Raw genomic sequence first — 17,972 nt, forward strand, 5'->3', positions numbered from 1 at the left:
GTACATGTCTTGTCAATCAGACCACTCGAGCATCATACAATAAAGCTACTGGCCCCGCGGACGACCGTGTTTCCGGATGGAATGGCCGATAGTAACCATTTCGAGTCGATCCTAGGAAAGCGCGATATTTCACACGATATTGATAGAATATATTGTTAGGCTGTGTCGGATAGAAGACCAATTAGCTCTCGCGTGCGATTCGGGTCAGCGACGGGCAGTCGCGATCCGAAACGCGTCTAGCCGCGGAGCCGCCGGAGCATGACGCTGTACTCGTTTCGTTCGTAGAGCGCCTCGACGTGGCCGAGCACCTCGTCGGCCGCCAAACAGAGACCGACCGCCCGCATCGGGCTCTCCCCGTCGATGCGCTGGGCCTCGGCCCGGAGGTCGTCGGCCAGCGAGAGGAAGTGACGCGGAATCGTGTGATTGTGATCGGCCCGCACGTCGATGTACTCGCGCTCGATCTCGTCGATCCGTGCCTCGAGATCAGCGATTAACTGTCCCGTGTCGGCCACACTGTCCCCGTCGAGCGACCGCGACAACCGCGGCAGCAGCGTCCGATCGTAGAACGTACACTCCTGATAGATCGCGTACAGTTGCACGTCGGTCACGCCATCTCGCTCGAGCATCGCCTCGAGTTCCCGAACTCTGTCCGCGAGGTGCCGGTAGACGTCGCCGTCCGCCTGCTGGAGTTCCTCGTCGAGGGCGTCGAGTCGCCGCCGAACGTCGCGCTCGCCGATGTCCGCGACGGAGGCTTGCAAGTCCGCGTACGCATCGAGCGAGTCGACCGTCGACTGCAGGACCGACGCGGTGTCGTCCGACGCCGGTTCGCCCAGCGTCTCGAGCAACTCCCGGGACTGTGGCGACTGCGGACGGGCCGAGCGCTCGAGGTCACTGGCGACCGACGGCACGGTCGACTCGGGCGTGTCGTCGCCCAGTTCGCCGCGTTCGATTATCTCGGCGAGCTGTGTCGTCCGGTCGGCGACGTCGTCGCCCCGCAATCGAACGTCCGCGTTCTGGCTCGCCGCTTGACAGGCTGCGTCGGCCGCCTTCTGTATCTGATCGCGGTCGCGCTCGCAAGCGTCGCGTTCGTCGCCGACCGCGAGCGTCCGATCGACGATCGGCTCGAGCGCGTCGGGAAGCCGCCCGCGCTCACTGGCGAGGGCTCGCTGTGCGGACTCGAGTTGGCGTCGTTCGGACGGGTCGTCGACTCCCTCGACGGCATCGGTCACCGCTGCGGTCGTCTCGAGGGTTTCGACGGCGGCCTCGAGTGCATCCTCGAGCCGTCGTTCGTCGGCGTCGTCGTCCGCTAACGCCTGACAGAGTTCGGCCGCCGCGCTCGAGTCCGGGCGGTGTCGGTTTGCGATCGAGTCGGCGATCGTCGTGACTGGATGGTCTCGCAGTTCGGGTTCCGGTTCCGGATCGGCCGCGGATTCGCTGCGGGTCGAAGCCGCCGTCTCGTCGGTTTTCGACGGCGTGAACGGATCGTCCGCGCCGCACTCCGGACAGAAGCTTACCTCGGCGTTGACGCGGGTTCCACATTCGAGACAGCGGTCTTTTTCCACGGTATCCGTCTCGGGCTGGTCGGTTGCCGATCGGTCGTCGGATTGGGGTTCGGTTCCCCCGTTTCCGGGAGCTTGCTGCTCCTGCTGTTGTGTTCTTTGCCCCCCGCGCTGTTGGCCTGCCGCCGGGCCGGGCCGGGCAGTTGCCCCGTGGCTACCGCGTCCCGGCTGCATGGACTGTTGGTGCTGCTCGCGAAGCGACCGCGCGAGTTCTTCGTAGTTACCGATACCGCTCATAGGCAACCGCTCGCCGGCCGCGTCGGTAACCTGGACCGTTCCCTTGCCGAACAGTCCCTCGATGATACCGGAGTTGGTCGAAATTCCGTTGATGTTCCCCAGTCGGGTCTCGAACGTCGAGGAGCCGACCAAGCCCGTTTTCCCCTTGATCCGCTGATTCGTAACGACGTACCGACTCCGCTTCCGTGCGAAATACACGTTCAGGAACAACAACACCCCGAGCCCCATCACCACGCCCCTCCCGCCGCCGTCGACCCCGAGGCCGACGACGAGAAACAGCACCGAACCGAACAGTCGCCACTTCCAATTGATCCACGAGGGATGGACGTTCTCGAGGACGATCTCCCCATCGAGCGGGTTGATTCCGGCGGTACTCGCCTGATGGCCGGTGTCCTCACTCATCTATCGCCACGTGTGCCGCCGTTCGATTCAACCCCCGGTTCCCCATCCCGTTCGCTCGCTGGGCGGTACCCATCACCGCCGAAAATAGTCTCCCACACCTGTCGTTCTCCATTGGTGGCACGTGTCGAGCAAAGGACTGTAATAGTTCACATATACTTTCATATAATTATACATACGATGAATGTCCGCGGCCGGGAGCGAGTACCGGTGAGGTCGGAGATCCGTGCGGTCGCTCCGGAACTACCCCATGTTCTCCCGGCCGAGAGAGGAAAACAGCGCCTCGACCGCATCCCACTCCTCGCGGACGTTCTCGGCCTGTTCGGTGCTGCCTTCCTGTTTCAGTCGCTGGGCCTGATCGTACATGTCCGACAGCGACGGCATCTCCGGGTTCCACAGCGTCCCCCAGAGGTGGACATCGTCGAGATCGGGCGTAACGAGCTGTTTGACGTGGACGTCGATGGTTTCGATCCCCGAAACGTCGCCCGCGTCGAGGAACTCCTCGCCGGAAATGATCTCGGTTAGCGTGCCGTCGGCGACGAACTCCGAGACGTCGTCCATCTTTTCGGGCGGCCCGTACGCCAGGAACGTTCCGCCCCACGCGGTCGTCGGGTCGAACTCGGCTAACTTGTTCTGGAACAGCGCGTTCCGGACGAGAATCTCGAGCTTCGATCGGTCGATCGAGTTCGCCCGCGAGCGCCCGAGTACCGGCGCGAGGATCACGGCCGGCGTAAACGACACGTCGGGGTTCAGCTGGTATTTGTCTTCGACCGGCCGGAAGCTGTCGGCCGGATCGAACACGTCGCCCATGATCGACATCGTCGCGTCCCGGTCGAGAAACTGCGGCACCGACGACATCGTAAACGCCTCGAGAAACGCCACGAGCGGCCGATTGATCTCCGTGTACTGTGGCGGGTTGTACTCCTCGAGGCGGTCGATCCGCGGGCGGATGTCCGCCTGGACGTTCTCGAGACGGTTGTTGTCGAAGGGGATGATCGCGTCGACCGCTCGCGAAGTGCGTGCGAGCCCGACGACGCCGTTTACCTTCGCGCGGCCGCCGAACTCCGAGTACTCGGTCCCCTCCGATGGAATGACGACGCTGCTAAAGAGCGGTTTCGGGACGATCGTCTCGTCTGCGAGGACCTCCGATCTGAGCTTCTCGGCGAGCACCGGCGTCGCGCCGCAGCCGGTGCCTTTCGTCACGCTGTGGACGAACATCACCGCTTGGGAGTCTTTGATGTGATCGGTCCGCATGTCCCAGCGCTCCCGGAACGGGTCGGCGTCCCCTTCGAAATCGGCCTCCATGAGCTGTTTGCCGATGTCCCACCGGTAGCCGGCCCCCGCGTAATCGTGCCGTCCCGAGCCGATGATACAGTTCGGCAGCAGGTCGTTGCGGCTGTAGTCGTTTTCCTCCTGTGCGTAGTAGGTCTGCTCGAGTTCGCTGACGTTCGTGTTCAGCGCCCCGTAGCCGGCGAGGCCGCCCTCCCAGATCCGCGCGCGGCGCTCGTTGTTCTCCGACAGCGTCTCGCGGCGAAGCAGGATCGCGTCGAGGAGGTTGTTCCCCGCGCCGCCGACGCCGATAAGGAACCACTTCTTGCCGTACGAGCTATCGAGCAACTCCTCGCTCGGCGTCTCTGTCGGCATCGTCCCCGGATCGGGGCCGGGCTCGGTCGGTTCCGACTCGGACTCCGGGGCGAAGACCTCCTCGCGTAACTCCGGATACACCTGTTCGACCGAGGCCGGTTCGTCGCCGTGTGCGACCCGAATGTGCTCGACGAGGGTCGCCCGCTCCCACTCCCCCTCCCGCGCCATACAGATTTTACAGAGATTCGTCATTCTCGGTGCTACCCTACCCGTACGTCGGAACTATCTAAAGGATTACGTGTGTCCCGGCGACGTTCGCGTGCCGTATGCCGCCAGATATAGCGTTCACGATCTACCGACCGACGCTGTGGAAAATTCAGTGATATTTCATCGATAACGAAAGTTCTCGAGCACTCGCCGACGGTGGCGCGCATAACGATCCCTCTTACAGCGGCCGGTGTCCGTCGCAGTATGTCTCACATCGGCCGGCTCAGCCGCCGTGGCGCTCCGCGAACCGCTCCCGTAGCGTCTCGAGGCCGCCGGCCGGCGTCGTTCGATCGGTGAACTCGATCTCGAGAAAGCCTGGCGGTGCCCCTTCTTGGAGATCGACTGCGGCGACGATATCCGTCTGTCGCCGGCAGAACGCGGCCAGTTCCTCGAGTACGGCCGGTTGCGCGACGCCCGTCGGGAGCCCGTCGGTCTGACACTGAACGGTGTCGCCGCCGGTGTCGCCGTCGAGTTCCCGGAGGACAAACAGGATCTCGTCGGCGACCGACTCGGTCGTGACGCGGTCTCTGGCCCCCGTCGAGGCCGTCGATCCGCCGGTCGGCGCCCCTTCTCGCGCCGACGGCCCGTCGCCGCCTCTCGCTGTCTCGCCCGCGACTCCTGTCGCGTCGCTCTCACCGCCGCGCGCGTTCCGTTCGGCAATGACGACCGTGTCTCCCTCGACCGACGCGTCCACGTCGTACTGTCGTTCGATGATCGGCACGAGATCGGACATAAGCGCCGTCGAGACGGCGGTCGGCAATTGGACTGTACCGCTGCCGTGTTCGATCGTCCCGGCCAGCCCACCAAGGAGGTCGACGGTGACGAGCAGTTCGTCGGCGGCCTCGCGGGCGTCCCGAAGTTCCCGTTTCGCGTCGTCGAACGAACAGCGGTGCAGCGACCGCGTCGCGTCGGAGACATCGCGTTCGATCTCGGCGACGCCCTCGACCTCGTCGTGTCGCCCCGACAGCACGAAATCCTCGACGCGATCGGCCAGCGAGCCCTCGAGTCGGTCGATCAGTTCATGGACATCGTCTAGCGTCGCTTCGATTTCGTCCCGCAGGTCGACGATCTCTCTCTCGCGGCGACGAACGTACTGGCGGATCTCCTCGCGGTGGTCGTCAACCGCCGCGGCGGCCGCGGCCGCCTCCCGCAGTGTGCCGTCCTCGAGCCGGTCGCGGACGGCCGCTTCGGTCGACCCGATATGGACCGTCTCCCCCGACGGTGCCACCGCGAGTTCGCGGTACCGGCTCGGGAGGTTCACGATCTCGTATCGCTCGCCGTCCGGTGCGGTCAGACCCGCGTCGAATCGGCCGTCGGTGAGCGAATCCTCGAGCGCGCGGCGGAGGTCGCGTTCGGCGCGATCGATCGCCGCCGGGTCCGCATTGCGGTCATCGGACGCGACCTCGTGAACGCGGTCGACCGCGTCGGGAACGATCGGCTCGAGTCGCTCGAGGGTCGACTCCCCGATCCGATCCGCGACCGTCTCACGGCTGTGCTCGGTCTCGATGCCGCTCCCGGCCGGGCCGCCGCTCGAGCAGCCGGCGGCCTCGGAACCGTCGGTCGTCGTTCTGGACCGAACACGGACGACGACTGCGGCACTGACGACCGCAAGCACCGCCGCAATAAGCGCGAGCGCGGTCGGATCGTCCGCCAGCGACAACACTGCGCCGGATCGCCCGGTCCACCCCGTCGCGCCGATCCACGTTTCGATGGCCCCACCCCCCGACCGCACCGCGGCTGTCGCTCCACCCACCCCAAAGTCGGTCTGCATGTCGAGATTGTCGCGGGTAGAACTGCAAAGAAGTATCGGCTATCGAACGACTTGCTGAGGGCTCTCGGGTGAGTATCGAAGGGGCACCGAACGCCTGTCGGGTGATCGCCGCCACGCCTCCGGCGGTTACTCGACGCGAACGACCCGCGTATCAGTAATCGGGACCAGCGGCTCCTCCGGGAAGGCGACGCTGACGGTAAACTCGAGTTCGTCCGCGTCGGCACCGAAGACGCCGACCGGCAGGGTCTCGTCGTCGCGCAGGTAGGTGTTCGTGCTCGTCATCTCCACAGTATTGACGGTCACGCGGATGCCCGCTCGAGCGGGCTCGCCGACGTTTCGGACCGTAACCTCACAGACCTCGTTCTCGCCCGTCGCGACGGTCTCGGGGAACTGCCCCCACTCGATCTCGACCGCGGGCAGGGACTGTGCGCCCTCGTAGACGCCTTCGGCGACGCCTTCCGTGAGCCCGGCGTCGACGAGGCCCGCGACGCCGGCGTCGACCACGTCGCCGGGGGTCGAGAGCCCCTCTTTCGCGAGCTTGCTCGCCCGACCCGACCCGACGCCGTCGATGGCGGTCAGCCCGACCGCGTCCTCGGCGACGCCGTTCTCGATGCGGGCCTCGACCCGTCGCGCGAGGTTCGCCGCGTGGGGGCCGACGAACCGATCGAGGAAGGCCCCCAGCGCCGAGAGGAGCCGTGTGGCGTTCTGGCGGATGACCCACGCGTCGCTCCGGAGTTCGGAGGGAGTCGTCCCGCTGGCCGCACTGCGGAGGATCGCGAGCACCTTCCGCTCGCCCGCCTCGAGGTCGTCGGTATCTTCGCCGACCAGGACCGCGCTGATCGCGTCGCGTTCGTCCTGCCGCGACGAAACGGAGTCGAACTCCGCGGCGGTCGCGACCGCCTCGAGAATTGCGCCGGTCGTCAGTTCGTCGCCGCTGCCGTTTCCGTCGTCTTCGCCACCGACGCGGTCACACAGGGCCGCGAATCGGGCCGCGGTGTCGAGCCTGAGATAGTACTTCGAAGTGAGGACGCCCCGCGGCGTCGCCTCGATCGAGAGGTCCGCGCCGGTCTCGACGAAGCCGCGATCGACCAGCCCCTCGAGACAGTCCCGGACCCGCTGGCGGAGGTTCGGAAAGTCGTACTCGTCGGGCTTGGACTGGCCGCGCACGTAGTAGAAGGTCGTCTCGAGCCAGTCCATCACGTCCTCGAGATCGGTGATCGTCCCCATCGCGATCTCGGCGTTGAGGTGGGTTTCGAGGCTCTCCGCGAGGCGGGACTCGATCTCTTTGCCGTCGCGGAGCAGCCGGCGGTACTTGTCGTCTTCCGCCGAATCGCAGACGACCCAGCCGTAGCCCACGTCGTCGTAGCCCGGGCGGCCGGCGCGGCCGAGCATCTGGAGCACGTCGAGGGGGCTCATGTCGACTTCCCCCTCGAGCGGGTCGTGGTGTTTCGTGTCCCGAATCACGACGCAGCGGGCGGGCAGGTTGACCCCCCACGCCAGCGTCGAGGTCGAAAAGAGGAGTTCGACGTGGCCCTCCTTGAACCACTCTTCGACGAGGTCGCGGTCGTTCTTCGAGAGCCCGGCGTGGTGGAAGGCCACGCCGTCGAGCACCGACTTCCGGAGGGTCGAGTCGTCGAGTTCCTTCGACTCGGTGTGGAAGTCGTAGTCGCCGCGAGCGCCCATCGGAATGTCTCGTTCCGCGATCTCGTCTCTGGCCTTCTTGGCCGCCTGCACGGTGTCCTGTCGGGAGGAGACGAAGACGAGCGACTGGCCGTCCTCGCGGAGGTGGGGTTCGGCCAGATCCAGCGCCCGGTAGAGCCGGCGGTACTTGTCCGCAAAGGAGTTGTCCCCGTGGGTGTACGTCTTGACCCCCGCGTTGAGTTCCACGGGCCGGTACTCCTCCCCGAACTCGAAGGTCGTCTCCTCGGGAGCGTCGAGCCACGCCGCCACGTCCCCGATGTTCGGCATCGTCGCCGAGAGCGCGACGACTCGGGGGTCACAGAGCCGGCGCAGCCGAGAGATCGTCACCTCGAGCACCGACCCTCGGCGGTCGGCGTCGAGCAGGTGGACCTCGTCGATGACGCAGACGTCGATGTCCGTGACGAAGTCGTACCGTCGCGAGTCGTATTTGCGGGTCGCCGAGTCGAGCTTCTCCGGGGTCATCACGAGGATGTCCGCCCGGCGCGCGCGCCGCGGGTTCAGGTCGCGCTCGCCGGTAACGACGTAGACCGAGTAATCCAGTTCCTCGAACCGGTCCCAGTCGTCTTCTTTCTCGTTCGTCAGCGCTCGCATCGGGGCGATAAAGAGCGCGGTGCCTCCCTCAGCGAGCGCCTTACAGATCGCGAGTTCCGCAAGCGCCGTCTTCCCCGAGGCGGTGGGCGCGCTCGCGACCACGTTGTCCTCGGACTCGAGCAGTGCGGGCAGTGCCTCGCGTTGCATCCGGTTGAACTCCTCGAAGGCAAAAGCGTCCGCGAATTCGGGGAGAACCTCGGCGACCTCCATCACACGGAAACGGGAAGTGCCGGGTCAAAGGCGTTTCCCTCGAGTCGTCCGCCCGTGCTACCGTGTGTTGACGGCGGCGGCGATCGCTGCGCCGGCGGTGGCGAAGACGAGCGGATACATCACGCCGCCGAGGACGATCGCGGGCACGAGCACTGGCGCGATCGAGCTGGTGGCCTCGATACCGAAGGCGGACGCTTCCGTGGTTGATTCGGCGACGATCGCTCCGAGACTGATAACCGCGGCGTAGCCGATCGTCACCGGCGCACCGGCGATGACGGCGTCGCCGAGATTGGTCACGCCCCATCGCAGGGCAAGGAACGCGCCGACTGCGAACAACACGAATGGTGGGATCACGTAGAGCAGGTCGGCACCCGATTCGGCGATGAGATCGAGGATTTCCGTGCCGCCAAACGAGCCGACCTGCCCGCTGGCCTCAATGTCGACCATGTGGGCCTCGTAGAAGTACCACGCGACGCCCTTCCACTGGGCGACATCGTCACCGAAGGTCTCGCGGACGTCACTCCCGACCAGCAGGTACGTCAGGAGGTAGCCGATCGCGGCCGCGAAGACGCCGAGTCCCGCACTCGCCGCGATGCTCGAGCCGCGCGATACCGTGCTCTCTTCGGCGGTTGCCAGCTGTGAAGACATTGTGTCACTGGCAGAATTCGGGTAATATAATGAGCTTTGTGTTTTCTCCTTTCATCGGCTTCCGGTGTCATACCCGCCCCGATACAGTCGACTATTCTGCGGTATCGCCACGTCTCGGACCACCCTCAGACGGCCGATTCGTCGGCCGCGACGCGCTCGAGTCGGTCGCTGAGCCGGCTGCTGGCCCGCTCGGGTTGGGGGACGCCCTCGAAGACCAGTTCCGGCTCGCCGGAGCCGGCGGTGTAGACGGTCAAATCGCCGTAGCCCAGCAGGCGGCCGACGCCAGATTGGCGCAGGCTGGTGTTTTGCACCCGATCGAGGCGGAACTGCGTCACGTCCCTGGAGATCACGCCCCGTTTCTTGTAGAGTTCCGTGGAGGTGATGACATAGCGCGTGTTCGTCCAGATGAGATACCGGGCGAGCGCGATACTCACGCCGGCCACCGTAACGAGGACGCCGAGTAGTGTCAGGAGACCGACGCCGTCAGTCCCGCTCCACCCGGCGAGCAGGATGCCCGCGAGCGCGAGCCCGATCCCGACCGGGAGCTCGGTCCCCATCGCGATCGGATGGGGGCGGCTCTCCCAGACGATGCTCTCGTCGTCGCTGATATGAAACCAGTCGGGTGTCGAGCCGAAGGCCATCGGCCGCGCCTATTCCGTACCCGTCCGTAAAGCTATCGGGGGAACGGACCGGTTACCCGCGACGTTGTCGAGCATCGGTCGAGTTGCCCCTCCATACCGACGGTTGCTCGACTCGAGACGAATCGCGGGACCACCACGGTTTTTGACTACGCGGACCCATGTGGTGATATGAGCCGCGCGCGCAAGCCCGACTGGCTGAAGAGTCGCCCGCCGTCGGGACGGGAGTTCGCCGGCATTCGAGAGACGCTGCGGGAACACGATCTGCACACCGTCTGCGAGGAGGCCAACTGCCCGAATCTGGGCGAGTGCTGGTCCGGTAGGGGCGGTTCCGACGGCGGCGAATCGGGCGGCGGAACGGCGACGTTCATGCTGATGGGCGATCGCTGCTCTCGAGGCTGTAACTTCTGTGATGTCCGGACCGGCGGGATGGAGCCCCTCGACCCCGACGAACCCGAAAACGTGGCCGAGGCAATCGCCGAAATCGGGCTGGACTACGTCGTCCTCACCAGCGTCGACCGGGACGACCTCCCCGATCAGGGCGCGAGCCACTTCGCCGAGACGATCCGCGAGATCAAGGCCCGCCACCCCGGCATCCTCGTCGAGGTGCTGATTCCCGACTTCCAAGGCGAGGAGCGCCTCGTCAGGAAGATCATCGACGCCGAACCCGACGTGATCGCCCACAACGTCGAGACCGTCGACCGACTGCAGTACCCCGTTCGAGACCGCCGCGCCGGCTACGAGCAGAGCCTGTCGGTCTTAGAGCAGGTCGATCGGGAAAGCGACATTTACACCAAAACCTCGGTCATGCTCGGCCACGGCGAGTACGACCACGAAGTCTACCAGACGCTCGCGGACCTGCGCGAACGCGGCGTCGATATCGTCACGCTGGGGCAGTATCTCCAGCCCTCGCGGGATCACCTCGAGGTCCAACGCTACGACCATCCCCACAAGTACGAGACGTGGCGACGCATCGCCGAGGCGGAATTAGGCTTCCTCTATTGTGCCAGCGGGCCGATGGTGCGCTCGTCGTACAAGGCCGGCGAACTGTTCGTCGACGCCGTCTTGCGCGAGGGCAAAAGCGTCGAGGAAGCGAGGGCCGACGCGCGACCGACACGGCCACAGCAGACCGAGTCCTGAGAGCGCCCGCGCCGACGGCCGCTCGCGCTCGAGAGTCTCGTTTCAGTTCCACAACCGGCAGAAATCGGTCGGCTTTGCGCACTTCTGTTCGCTGTTGTCGGGATCTGTCTCGGAGTCGTCCAGCCGTCCGGCAAAAATCCTCCGAACAGTAACCTACTTTTGGGAAACTCCTTTATCCTGAGCGATAGTTCGTTAGGATATGTACAGGTGGGTTGCCCCGTGAGTACGTTACAGCGCGATCCCCGCGAGCGAGTACAGATACTCGACGAGGCGGGTCGGGTCCGGGAGGGTGCCGAGGTACCGGACCTCACCGAGGACCAACTCGTCGAGATGTACGAGCAGATGCGGCTCGTGCGCCGGTTCGACGAGCGGGCCGTTAGCCTCCAGCGGCAGGGGCGGATGGGCACCTATCCGCCGCTGTCCGGACAGGAGGGCGCACAGGTCGGCAGCGCCCACGCGTTAGCCGAAGACGACTGGGTCTTCCCCAGTTACCGCGAACACGGCGTCGGGCTGGTCCGGGGGCTCTCCCTCGAGCGAACCCTGCTCTACTGGATGGGCCACGAGCGCGGCAACTACATGCCCGAGGACGTCAACATCTTCTCGGTCGCGGTCCCCATCGCGACCCAGATTCCCCACGCGACCGGCGCGGCGTGGGCCTCGAAACTGCGCGACGAAGACAAGGCCTTCATCTGCTACTTCGGCGACGGCGCAACCTCCGAAGGCGACTTCCACGAGGGGCTGAACTTCGCCGGCGTCTTCGACACGCCGACCGTCTTCTTCTGTAACAACAACCAGTGGGCCATCTCGGTCCCGCGAGAGCGCCAGACCGCAAGCGCGACGCTGGCCCAGAAGGCCACCGCGTACGGCTTCGAGGGGGTGCAGGTCGACGGCATGGACCCGCTCGCGGTCTACAAGGTCACCACGGAGGCCCTCGAGAAAGCCAAGGACCCCGACGAGGACGAGCTGCGGCCGACGCTCATCGAGGCCGTTCAGTACCGGTTTGGAGCCCACACGACGGCGGACGATCCATCCGTCTACCGGGCCGACGACGAGGTCGAACGCTGGAAGCAGAAGGACCCGATCCCGCGCCTCGAGACGTACTTGCGATCGAACGGACTCCTCGATGCGGAGCGAGTCGAGACGATCGAGGCGCGGATCGAGGAGACCGTAGCCGACGCCATCGAGTCGGCCGAGTCGGTCGAACGACCCGACCCCGAGGAAATCTTCGCTCACGTCTACGAGGGGATGCCCCGACGACTACGAAAACAACTCGAGTACTTCGAATCGATCCGCGAGGACCACGGCGACGACGCGCTCTTGGAGTGATACCATGGCTGTAGAATCAGACGCAGCAAACCTCACGCTAGTACAGGCGGTACGGGACGGATTGCACACCGAGATGGCCCGCGACGACGACGTCATCGTCATGGGCGAAGATGTCGGCAAGAACGGCGGCGTCTTCCGCGCGACCGAAGGCCTCTACGACGAGTTCGGTGAGAACCGGGTCGTCGACACGCCGCTCGCGGAGTCGGGCATCGTCGGCACGGCGATCGGGATGGCCGCCTACGGAATGCGGCCGGTTCCCGAAATTCAGTTCATGGGCTTCATCTACCCCGCGTTCGACCAGATCGTCTCTCATGCCGCGCGCCTGCGGACGCGCTCGCGCGGCCGATACACGTGTCCGCTGGTCATCCGCGCCCCCTACGGCGGCGGTATCCGCGCGCCCGAACACCACTCCGAATCGACCGAGGCGATGTTCGTCCACCAGCCCGGGCTCAAGGTTGTCGTTCCGTCGACTCCCTACGACACGAAGGGGCTGCTGACCAGCGCGATCCGGAGTTCTGATCCGGTGGTCTTCCTCGAGCCAAAACTGATCTATCGGGCGTTCCGCGAAGAAGTCCCCGCGGAATCTTACGAGGTGCCGATCGGCGAGGCGGCCGTCCGCCGCGAGGGCAGCGATATCTCGGTCTACACGTGGGGTGCGATGACCCGACCAACGCTCGAGGCCGCCGAGAACCTCGAAGACGAGGGGATCGATGCCGAGGTCGTCGACCTACGAACGCTCTCGCCGTTAGACGAGGAGACCATCGTCGATTCGTTCACGAAGACCGGCCGCGCCGCAGTCGTCCACGAGGCACCCAAGACTGGCGGGTTGGGAGCCGAGATCACCGCGACCCTGCAGGAGGAAGCACTACTGTATCAGGAAGCGCCGGTGGAGCGTATCACGGGTTTCGACACGCCGTTCCCGCTGTACGCGCTCGAGGACTACTACCTGCCCGAACCGGCGCGCATCGAGGACGGCATTCGAGACGCCGTGGAGTTCTGATCATGGTCAGAGAATTCGAGCTACCGGACGTCGGCGAGGGAGTCGCGGAGGGCGAACTGGTCTCGTGGCTGGTCGAGGCGGGCGACGAGGTCTCCGAGGACCAACCGGTCGCGGAGGTCGAGACGGACAAAGCGCTCGTGGAGGTCCCCGCGCCGGTCGACGGAACCGTCCGCGAGTTACACGTCGAGGCAGGCGAGGTCGTCCCCGTCGGGACGGTGATCATTTCCTTCGATGTGGCGGGCGAAACCGACGGTGCGACCGAGACGGCGACGGAATCGGAGCGAGAACGGACGAGCGAACCCGCCGGCGTCGACGAACCGGACCAGCCGCAGGATACATCCAGTGAGGTCGCCGGCGACCCCGGTGCGACCGGGGCGGATACCGAAGCGGTTGCCCCGCCCGACGATCGCGTCTTTGCGCCCCCGCGCGTGCGCCGCTTGGTCCGCGAACAGGGAATCGACCTCTCGAGTCTCGACGGGAGTGGTCCGGGCGGTCGGATCACCGCGGCCGACGTGCAGGCCGCCACCGGCGGCGGGACCGGCGACGGAGCGGCAAAGGCACAATCGGCGACCGCCGAATCCGAATCCACAACCGATACGGTCGGCGCTGGAACGGAGACAAGCGACTCAAGCGGCGCGAGTGCCGGTGCTGGAGCCGGCGAGGAATCGGCTGCTACGGCGGGGACCGAGGCCTCGAGCACTCAGCGAACCGAGACACCGACGGGGGTCGAATCCGCCGATCGCGAGACGACGCTGGCCGCGCCGGCGACTCGGCGGATCGCCGACGAGGAAGGGATCGACATCGATTCCGTTCCGACGAGCGAGGAGCGCGACGGCGAGGCGTTCGTTACCCCCGAAGCGCTACAGGAGTACGCCGAGGCCCAGCGGCGAGCACAGGAGGCGGACCGGGACGCGGTCGAAGCCGGCGAGCAGGTGGGAACGAAGGGAACCGAGTTCGCCGAGGACGAGCGCGAACGTCGCGAGCCATTTCGGGGTGTCCGAAAGCGCATCGCCGAGGCGATGGTCGAGTCCGCGTACAGCGCGCCCCACGTCACCCACCACGACGAGGTCGACGTGACCGAACTCGTCGAGGCACGCGAGCGACTCAAACCTCGCGCCGAGGAGCGCGGGATCCGGCTGACTTACATGCCGTTCATCATGAAGGCCGTCGTCGCGGCGCTAAACGAACACCCCGAGATGAACGCGGTCATCGACGAGGAAGCCGACGAGATCGTCTACCGCGACTACTACAACATCGGGGTCGCGACCGCGACCGACGTCGGCCTGATGGTGCCGGTCGTCGAGGACGCCGACCGGAAGGGGCTGCTCCAACTCTCCTCGGAGATGAACGAGGTCGTCCAGAAGGCCCGCGATCGGACGATCAGCCCCGACGAACTGCGCGGCTCGACGTTTACGATCACCAACGTCGGGGCGATCGGCGGCGAGTACGCGACGCCGATCATCAACTACCCCGAGGCGGGCATCCTCGCGATCGGCGCGATCAAGCGCAAGCCCCGAGTCGTGGTCGACGAGGAGACCGGCGAGGAATCGATCGAACCCCGCTCGGTGCTGACCCTGTCGCTGTCGTTCGACCACCGGCTGATCGACGGCGCGGTAGGCGCGCAGTTTACGAACACCGTCACGGAGTACCTCGAGAACCCCAGCCTACTATTGCTCGAGTGATCGAAGTCACCGTTACCGACCATGAACGCACATATTTCACGCACGACACACGCGACGGAGGACGATAACTGATGGTTGTCGGAGACGTCACCACCGGAACCGATGTCCTGGTCATCGGCGCGGGCCCTGCCGGCTACGTGGCCGCGATCCGCGCCGGCCAACTCGACCTCGATGTCACGCTCGTCGAGCGAGACGCCTACGGGGGGACCTGTCTGAACTACGGCTGTATCCCCTCGAAAGCGCTGATTACCGCGACCGACGTCGCCCACGAGGCCGCCACCGCCGAGGAGATGGGCATCCACGCCGACCCCGCGATCGACCTCGCCGGGATGATGGACTGGAAAGACGGCGTCGTCGACCAACTCACGAGCGGCGTCGAGAAGCTCTGCAAGGCCAATCAGGTCAACTTGCTCGAGGGAACCGCCCGCTTCGCCGACGAGAACACCGTCCGCGTCTCCCACAGCGGTGAGGGGCAGGGCTCCGAGACCCTCGAGTTCGAACACGCCGTCATCGCGACCGGCTCGCGGCCCATCGAGATTCCGAACTTCGAGTACGGAGACGAACCGGTCCTCGACTCGAAACAGGCCCTCGCACTCGAGTCCGTCCCCGACTCGCTGGTCGTTGTCGGGGCCGGCTACATCGGGATGGAACTCGCGAGCGTCTTCGCCAAGCTCGGGACCGACGTGACCGTCCTCGAGATGCTCGACTCGATCCTCCCGGGGTACGACGACGACCTCAAACGTCCGGTCAAGCAACGCGCGAACGACCTCGGGATCGACTTCGAGTTCGGCTACACCGCCTCGGAGTGGCACGACCGCGACGGCGCAGACGGCATCCGCGTCGTCGCCGAACCGGCCGAGCAGGCCGCCGCCGACGGAGGAAGTGCCGAGGCCGTCGAAAACGAGCGCCTCGAACTCGACGCCGAAAAAGTACTCGTAGCCGTCGGCCGCCAGCCGGTCTCTGACACCCTCGACCTCGCGGAAGCCGGTCTCGAGACGAATGACCGCGGGTTCATCGAAACCGATTCGCGCGCACGCACGAACGTCGATCACATCTTCGCCGCGGGAGATGTCGCCGGCGAACCGATGCTCGCACACAAGGGCAGCGCGGAGGGGAAAGTCGCCGCCGAAGTAATCGCCGGCGAACCCGCCGCCCTCGACCACCAAGCCATGCCGGCCGCCGTCTTTACCGATCCCGAAATCGGAACCGTGGGTATGACCGAATCCGAGGCCGCCGAAGCCGGTTTCGAACCCGTGACCGGTCAGTTCCCGTTCCGCGCGAGCGGCCGCGCGCTCACGACCGGTGACGCCGACGGATTCGTCAAAATCGTCACCGACGACGAAGACGGCTACGTCCTCGGGGCCTCGATCGTCGGTCCCGAAGCCTCGGAATTGATCGCCGAACTCGCCCTCGCGATTGAACTCGGCGCGACCCTCGAGGACGTCGCGTCGACGGTCCACACCCACCCGACGCTCTCAGAAGCGGTGATGGAAGCCGCCGAAAATGCGCTCGGACACGCGATCCACACGCTGAACCGCTGACGGCGATCACCGCAGTCCGTATCCACGGCTCGTTTTTCACCGATCCGTTCGACTCCGTCTCTCTCGAGGGCCGGTGCCTTCTCTGGCGCAGTGGACTACAGGGCACAGAGCAAGCGCGACTGTCGGCGGCCCGAAAATACGATCGCGGGGAGCCGTGACCGCGCGACGAACTGCGAGACGACCGTGACGATCACCACCGGAGCCGACGCACTTGTGATCAGCCACGAAAGAGCAGCGTCTGTCTTTCACTGCACGTACAGCGAGTACGCGATCACCACGAACCCGGCCAACACGAGCAGGCTCTCGAGCAAGATCCCCGTTACGAACTCGACACCGAGTAGCTCGTACAACATGCCGGCGAGTACAAAGCCGAGCGTGACGAGGCCGAACCCGCCCGCGAGATAGCCCAACGCCCGCTGTCGGGTCCGGCGATACGCCTTGAACGCGAAGTACGTAATAATGCCCCCGACCACGAGCACGAGCGTCTTGACGACGGCCAGCGCGAGCATGATCTCGGCCGAGCCGGCGGGAAATGGATTCATGTTTCCTTTCGCACCTCCGACCACAGGTCCGCGAGCCGTTCGTCCGCCGTCCGCGCCGGCCGATCGATCTGGACCGTCAGCGACCGATCCTCGTCCAATCCGAGCGTGATCTCGTCGAACGCGACCGAGTACTTGCTCGCATGATGTCCGTCCTGTCGAATCTCGGTCGATTCCTCGAGCAGCGTCGCCTCGGTCAATAGCTCGAGTTTCCGGTACAGCGTCGACTGTGGAATCTCACACCGCTTCGATAGCTCCGATGCGGTCATGGGTTCCTCGAGGTTTCGGATGATCTCACGGCAGTCGGGGTCGTCCAGCGCAGAGCAGATCTCCTCCGCGGCCGGCGTCGATTCCGAAGCGAACGGGTCCCGGACCATTCGTCTCCCCCTTGCAACGCACGTGGTTTATCGGCATCGATGCGTTTCTCAGCGCTTCTCCCTGCGCCGCCGACACGAGGACACGAGGAAACCTTCTTGCGCGTGCGCGCTCGAGTGCGACCTACGCGGGTATCATTCGGTCCGACTCCCTACAAGGGCGGGATGACCGGCCGACCTCCGCCCGCGTGACACCCTTTCCGGTCCTGAGTCGGCTCGCTCGAAGAGCGAATGCATTTATTAGTGTTAGCGATCCGACTGTCTCGTGGAAAACCGTGCCATGGTAGCGGGTTCCGATACTAGTCTCGTCCGACGGCCTTATATGTGTACCCGGCATTCGATTGTAATGCGAACGACGTGGCGCACTCCGTCATGTTCCCTCCGGCCGCAACCCGGCGCGGAGGATGTCTTACATCCACCCTCGGATACTCTGTCGGTTCGATCCGACGGCCTTATCCGTACACGAGGGTTCCACTGTGGCTGTATTCGCGACCGGTGTTCCCGGTTGCGACAGTCCGGAGCCCTTATATGTGCGTGGGCGTTCAGTTGTGATCGCACACGCCTTCGCCGGATGCGGTTTCCGGCGGGGCGGCGATCCGACGCCCTTATATGTACGAGGGCATTCGGATGTGAATACGAAGAAGATGTGATCGACGGGACGTTCAACTCGTCCCGTCATCCCGGATGGTTCCGGTCCGAAGGGGTTATGTACCCCAGACGGCCTACGAATACATCCGCACGAGATGAGGATTCCACCCCTGCGGT

13 protein-coding genes are annotated in these 17,972 nt (G+C 65.3%); 5 read left to right on the plus strand and 8 right to left on the minus strand.

Annotation, left to right across the window (positions count from 1 at the left end; genetic code table 11):
- Window positions 1–236: 236 nt before the first annotated feature.
- From ACJYUO_RS16620 to ACJYUO_RS16645, 6 genes are all read right to left on the minus strand, one after another.
- Window positions 237–2,198, minus strand: a complete 1,962-nt coding sequence (locus ACJYUO_RS16620; RefSeq protein ID WP_494346454.1) for a PH domain-containing protein — start codon at window positions 2,196–2,198, stop codon at window positions 237–239.
- 240 nt (window positions 2,199–2,438) lie between these two features.
- Entirely contained in the window at window positions 2,439–4,031 is a 1,593-nt protein-coding gene (locus ACJYUO_RS16625) for a cell division protein FtsZ (RefSeq protein ID WP_494346455.1), read from the minus strand.
- Between the two features lie 238 nt (window positions 4,032–4,269).
- Window positions 4,270–5,817, minus strand: a complete 1,548-nt coding sequence (locus tag ACJYUO_RS16630) for a hypothetical protein (protein ID WP_494346456.1) — start codon at window positions 5,815–5,817, stop codon at window positions 4,270–4,272.
- A 126-nt stretch (window positions 5,818–5,943) separates the two neighbouring features.
- The gene (locus ACJYUO_RS16635; RefSeq protein WP_494346457.1) at window positions 5,944–8,319 is read right to left on the minus strand and encodes a DEAD/DEAH box helicase; all 2,376 of its coding nucleotides are present in this window, start codon (window positions 8,317–8,319) and stop codon (window positions 5,944–5,946) included.
- A 57-nt stretch (window positions 8,320–8,376) separates the two neighbouring features.
- Window positions 8,377–8,967 carry a DUF7978 family protein gene (locus ACJYUO_RS16640; RefSeq protein WP_494346458.1) on the minus strand — a complete coding sequence of 197 codons (591 nt, stop codon included), beginning with the start codon at window positions 8,965–8,967 and terminating at the stop codon, window positions 8,377–8,379.
- Between the two features lie 125 nt (window positions 8,968–9,092).
- On the minus strand, window positions 9,093–9,608 hold the full coding sequence (locus ACJYUO_RS16645) for a PH domain-containing protein (protein WP_494346459.1): 516 nt from the start codon (window positions 9,606–9,608) through the stop codon (window positions 9,093–9,095).
- Between the two features lie 168 nt (window positions 9,609–9,776).
- Between ACJYUO_RS16645 and lipA the strand changes: the two genes are divergently transcribed.
- The 5 genes from lipA (at window position 9,777) to lpdA (ending at window position 16,294) form a co-directional block, all read left to right on the plus strand.
- Window positions 9,777–10,745: a lipoyl synthase gene (gene lipA, locus ACJYUO_RS16650; protein WP_494346460.1), complete on the plus strand. Its 969-nt coding sequence runs from the start codon at window positions 9,777–9,779 to the stop codon at window positions 10,743–10,745.
- A 219-nt stretch (window positions 10,746–10,964) separates the two neighbouring features.
- The gene (pdhA, locus tag ACJYUO_RS16655; RefSeq protein WP_494346461.1) at window positions 10,965–12,071 is read left to right on the plus strand and encodes a pyruvate dehydrogenase (acetyl-transferring) E1 component subunit alpha; all 1,107 of its coding nucleotides are present in this window, start codon (window positions 10,965–10,967) and stop codon (window positions 12,069–12,071) included.
- 4 nt (window positions 12,072–12,075) lie between these two features.
- Window positions 12,076–13,071 carry an alpha-ketoacid dehydrogenase subunit beta gene (locus ACJYUO_RS16660; RefSeq protein WP_494346462.1) on the plus strand — a complete coding sequence of 332 codons (996 nt, stop codon included), beginning with the start codon at window positions 12,076–12,078 and terminating at the stop codon, window positions 13,069–13,071.
- Window positions 13,072–13,073: 2 nt separating this feature from the next.
- Window positions 13,074–14,753, plus strand: coding sequence for a dihydrolipoamide acetyltransferase family protein (locus tag ACJYUO_RS16665; protein WP_494346463.1), 1,680 nt, complete (start codon window positions 13,074–13,076; stop codon window positions 14,751–14,753).
- Between the two features lie 71 nt (window positions 14,754–14,824).
- A complete protein-coding gene (gene lpdA / locus ACJYUO_RS16670; RefSeq protein ID WP_494346464.1) occupies window positions 14,825–16,294 on the plus strand; it encodes a dihydrolipoyl dehydrogenase in 1,470 nt (489 codons plus the stop codon).
- Between the two features lie 245 nt (window positions 16,295–16,539).
- Here the strand turns inward: lpdA and ACJYUO_RS16675 are convergent, their stop codons facing one another.
- A complete protein-coding gene (locus ACJYUO_RS16675) occupies window positions 16,540–16,836 on the minus strand; it encodes a DUF7521 family protein (RefSeq protein WP_494346465.1) in 297 nt (98 codons plus the stop codon).
- On the minus strand, window positions 16,833–17,210 hold the full coding sequence (locus tag ACJYUO_RS16680; protein WP_006431791.1) for a winged helix-turn-helix domain-containing protein: 378 nt from the start codon (window positions 17,208–17,210) through the stop codon (window positions 16,833–16,835). Before ACJYUO_RS16680 ends, ACJYUO_RS16675 begins: the two co-directional genes overlap by 4 nt.
- Window positions 17,211–17,972 lie beyond the last annotated feature (762 nt).

The organism is Natrinema sp. CRL1, from assembly GCF_059162405.1.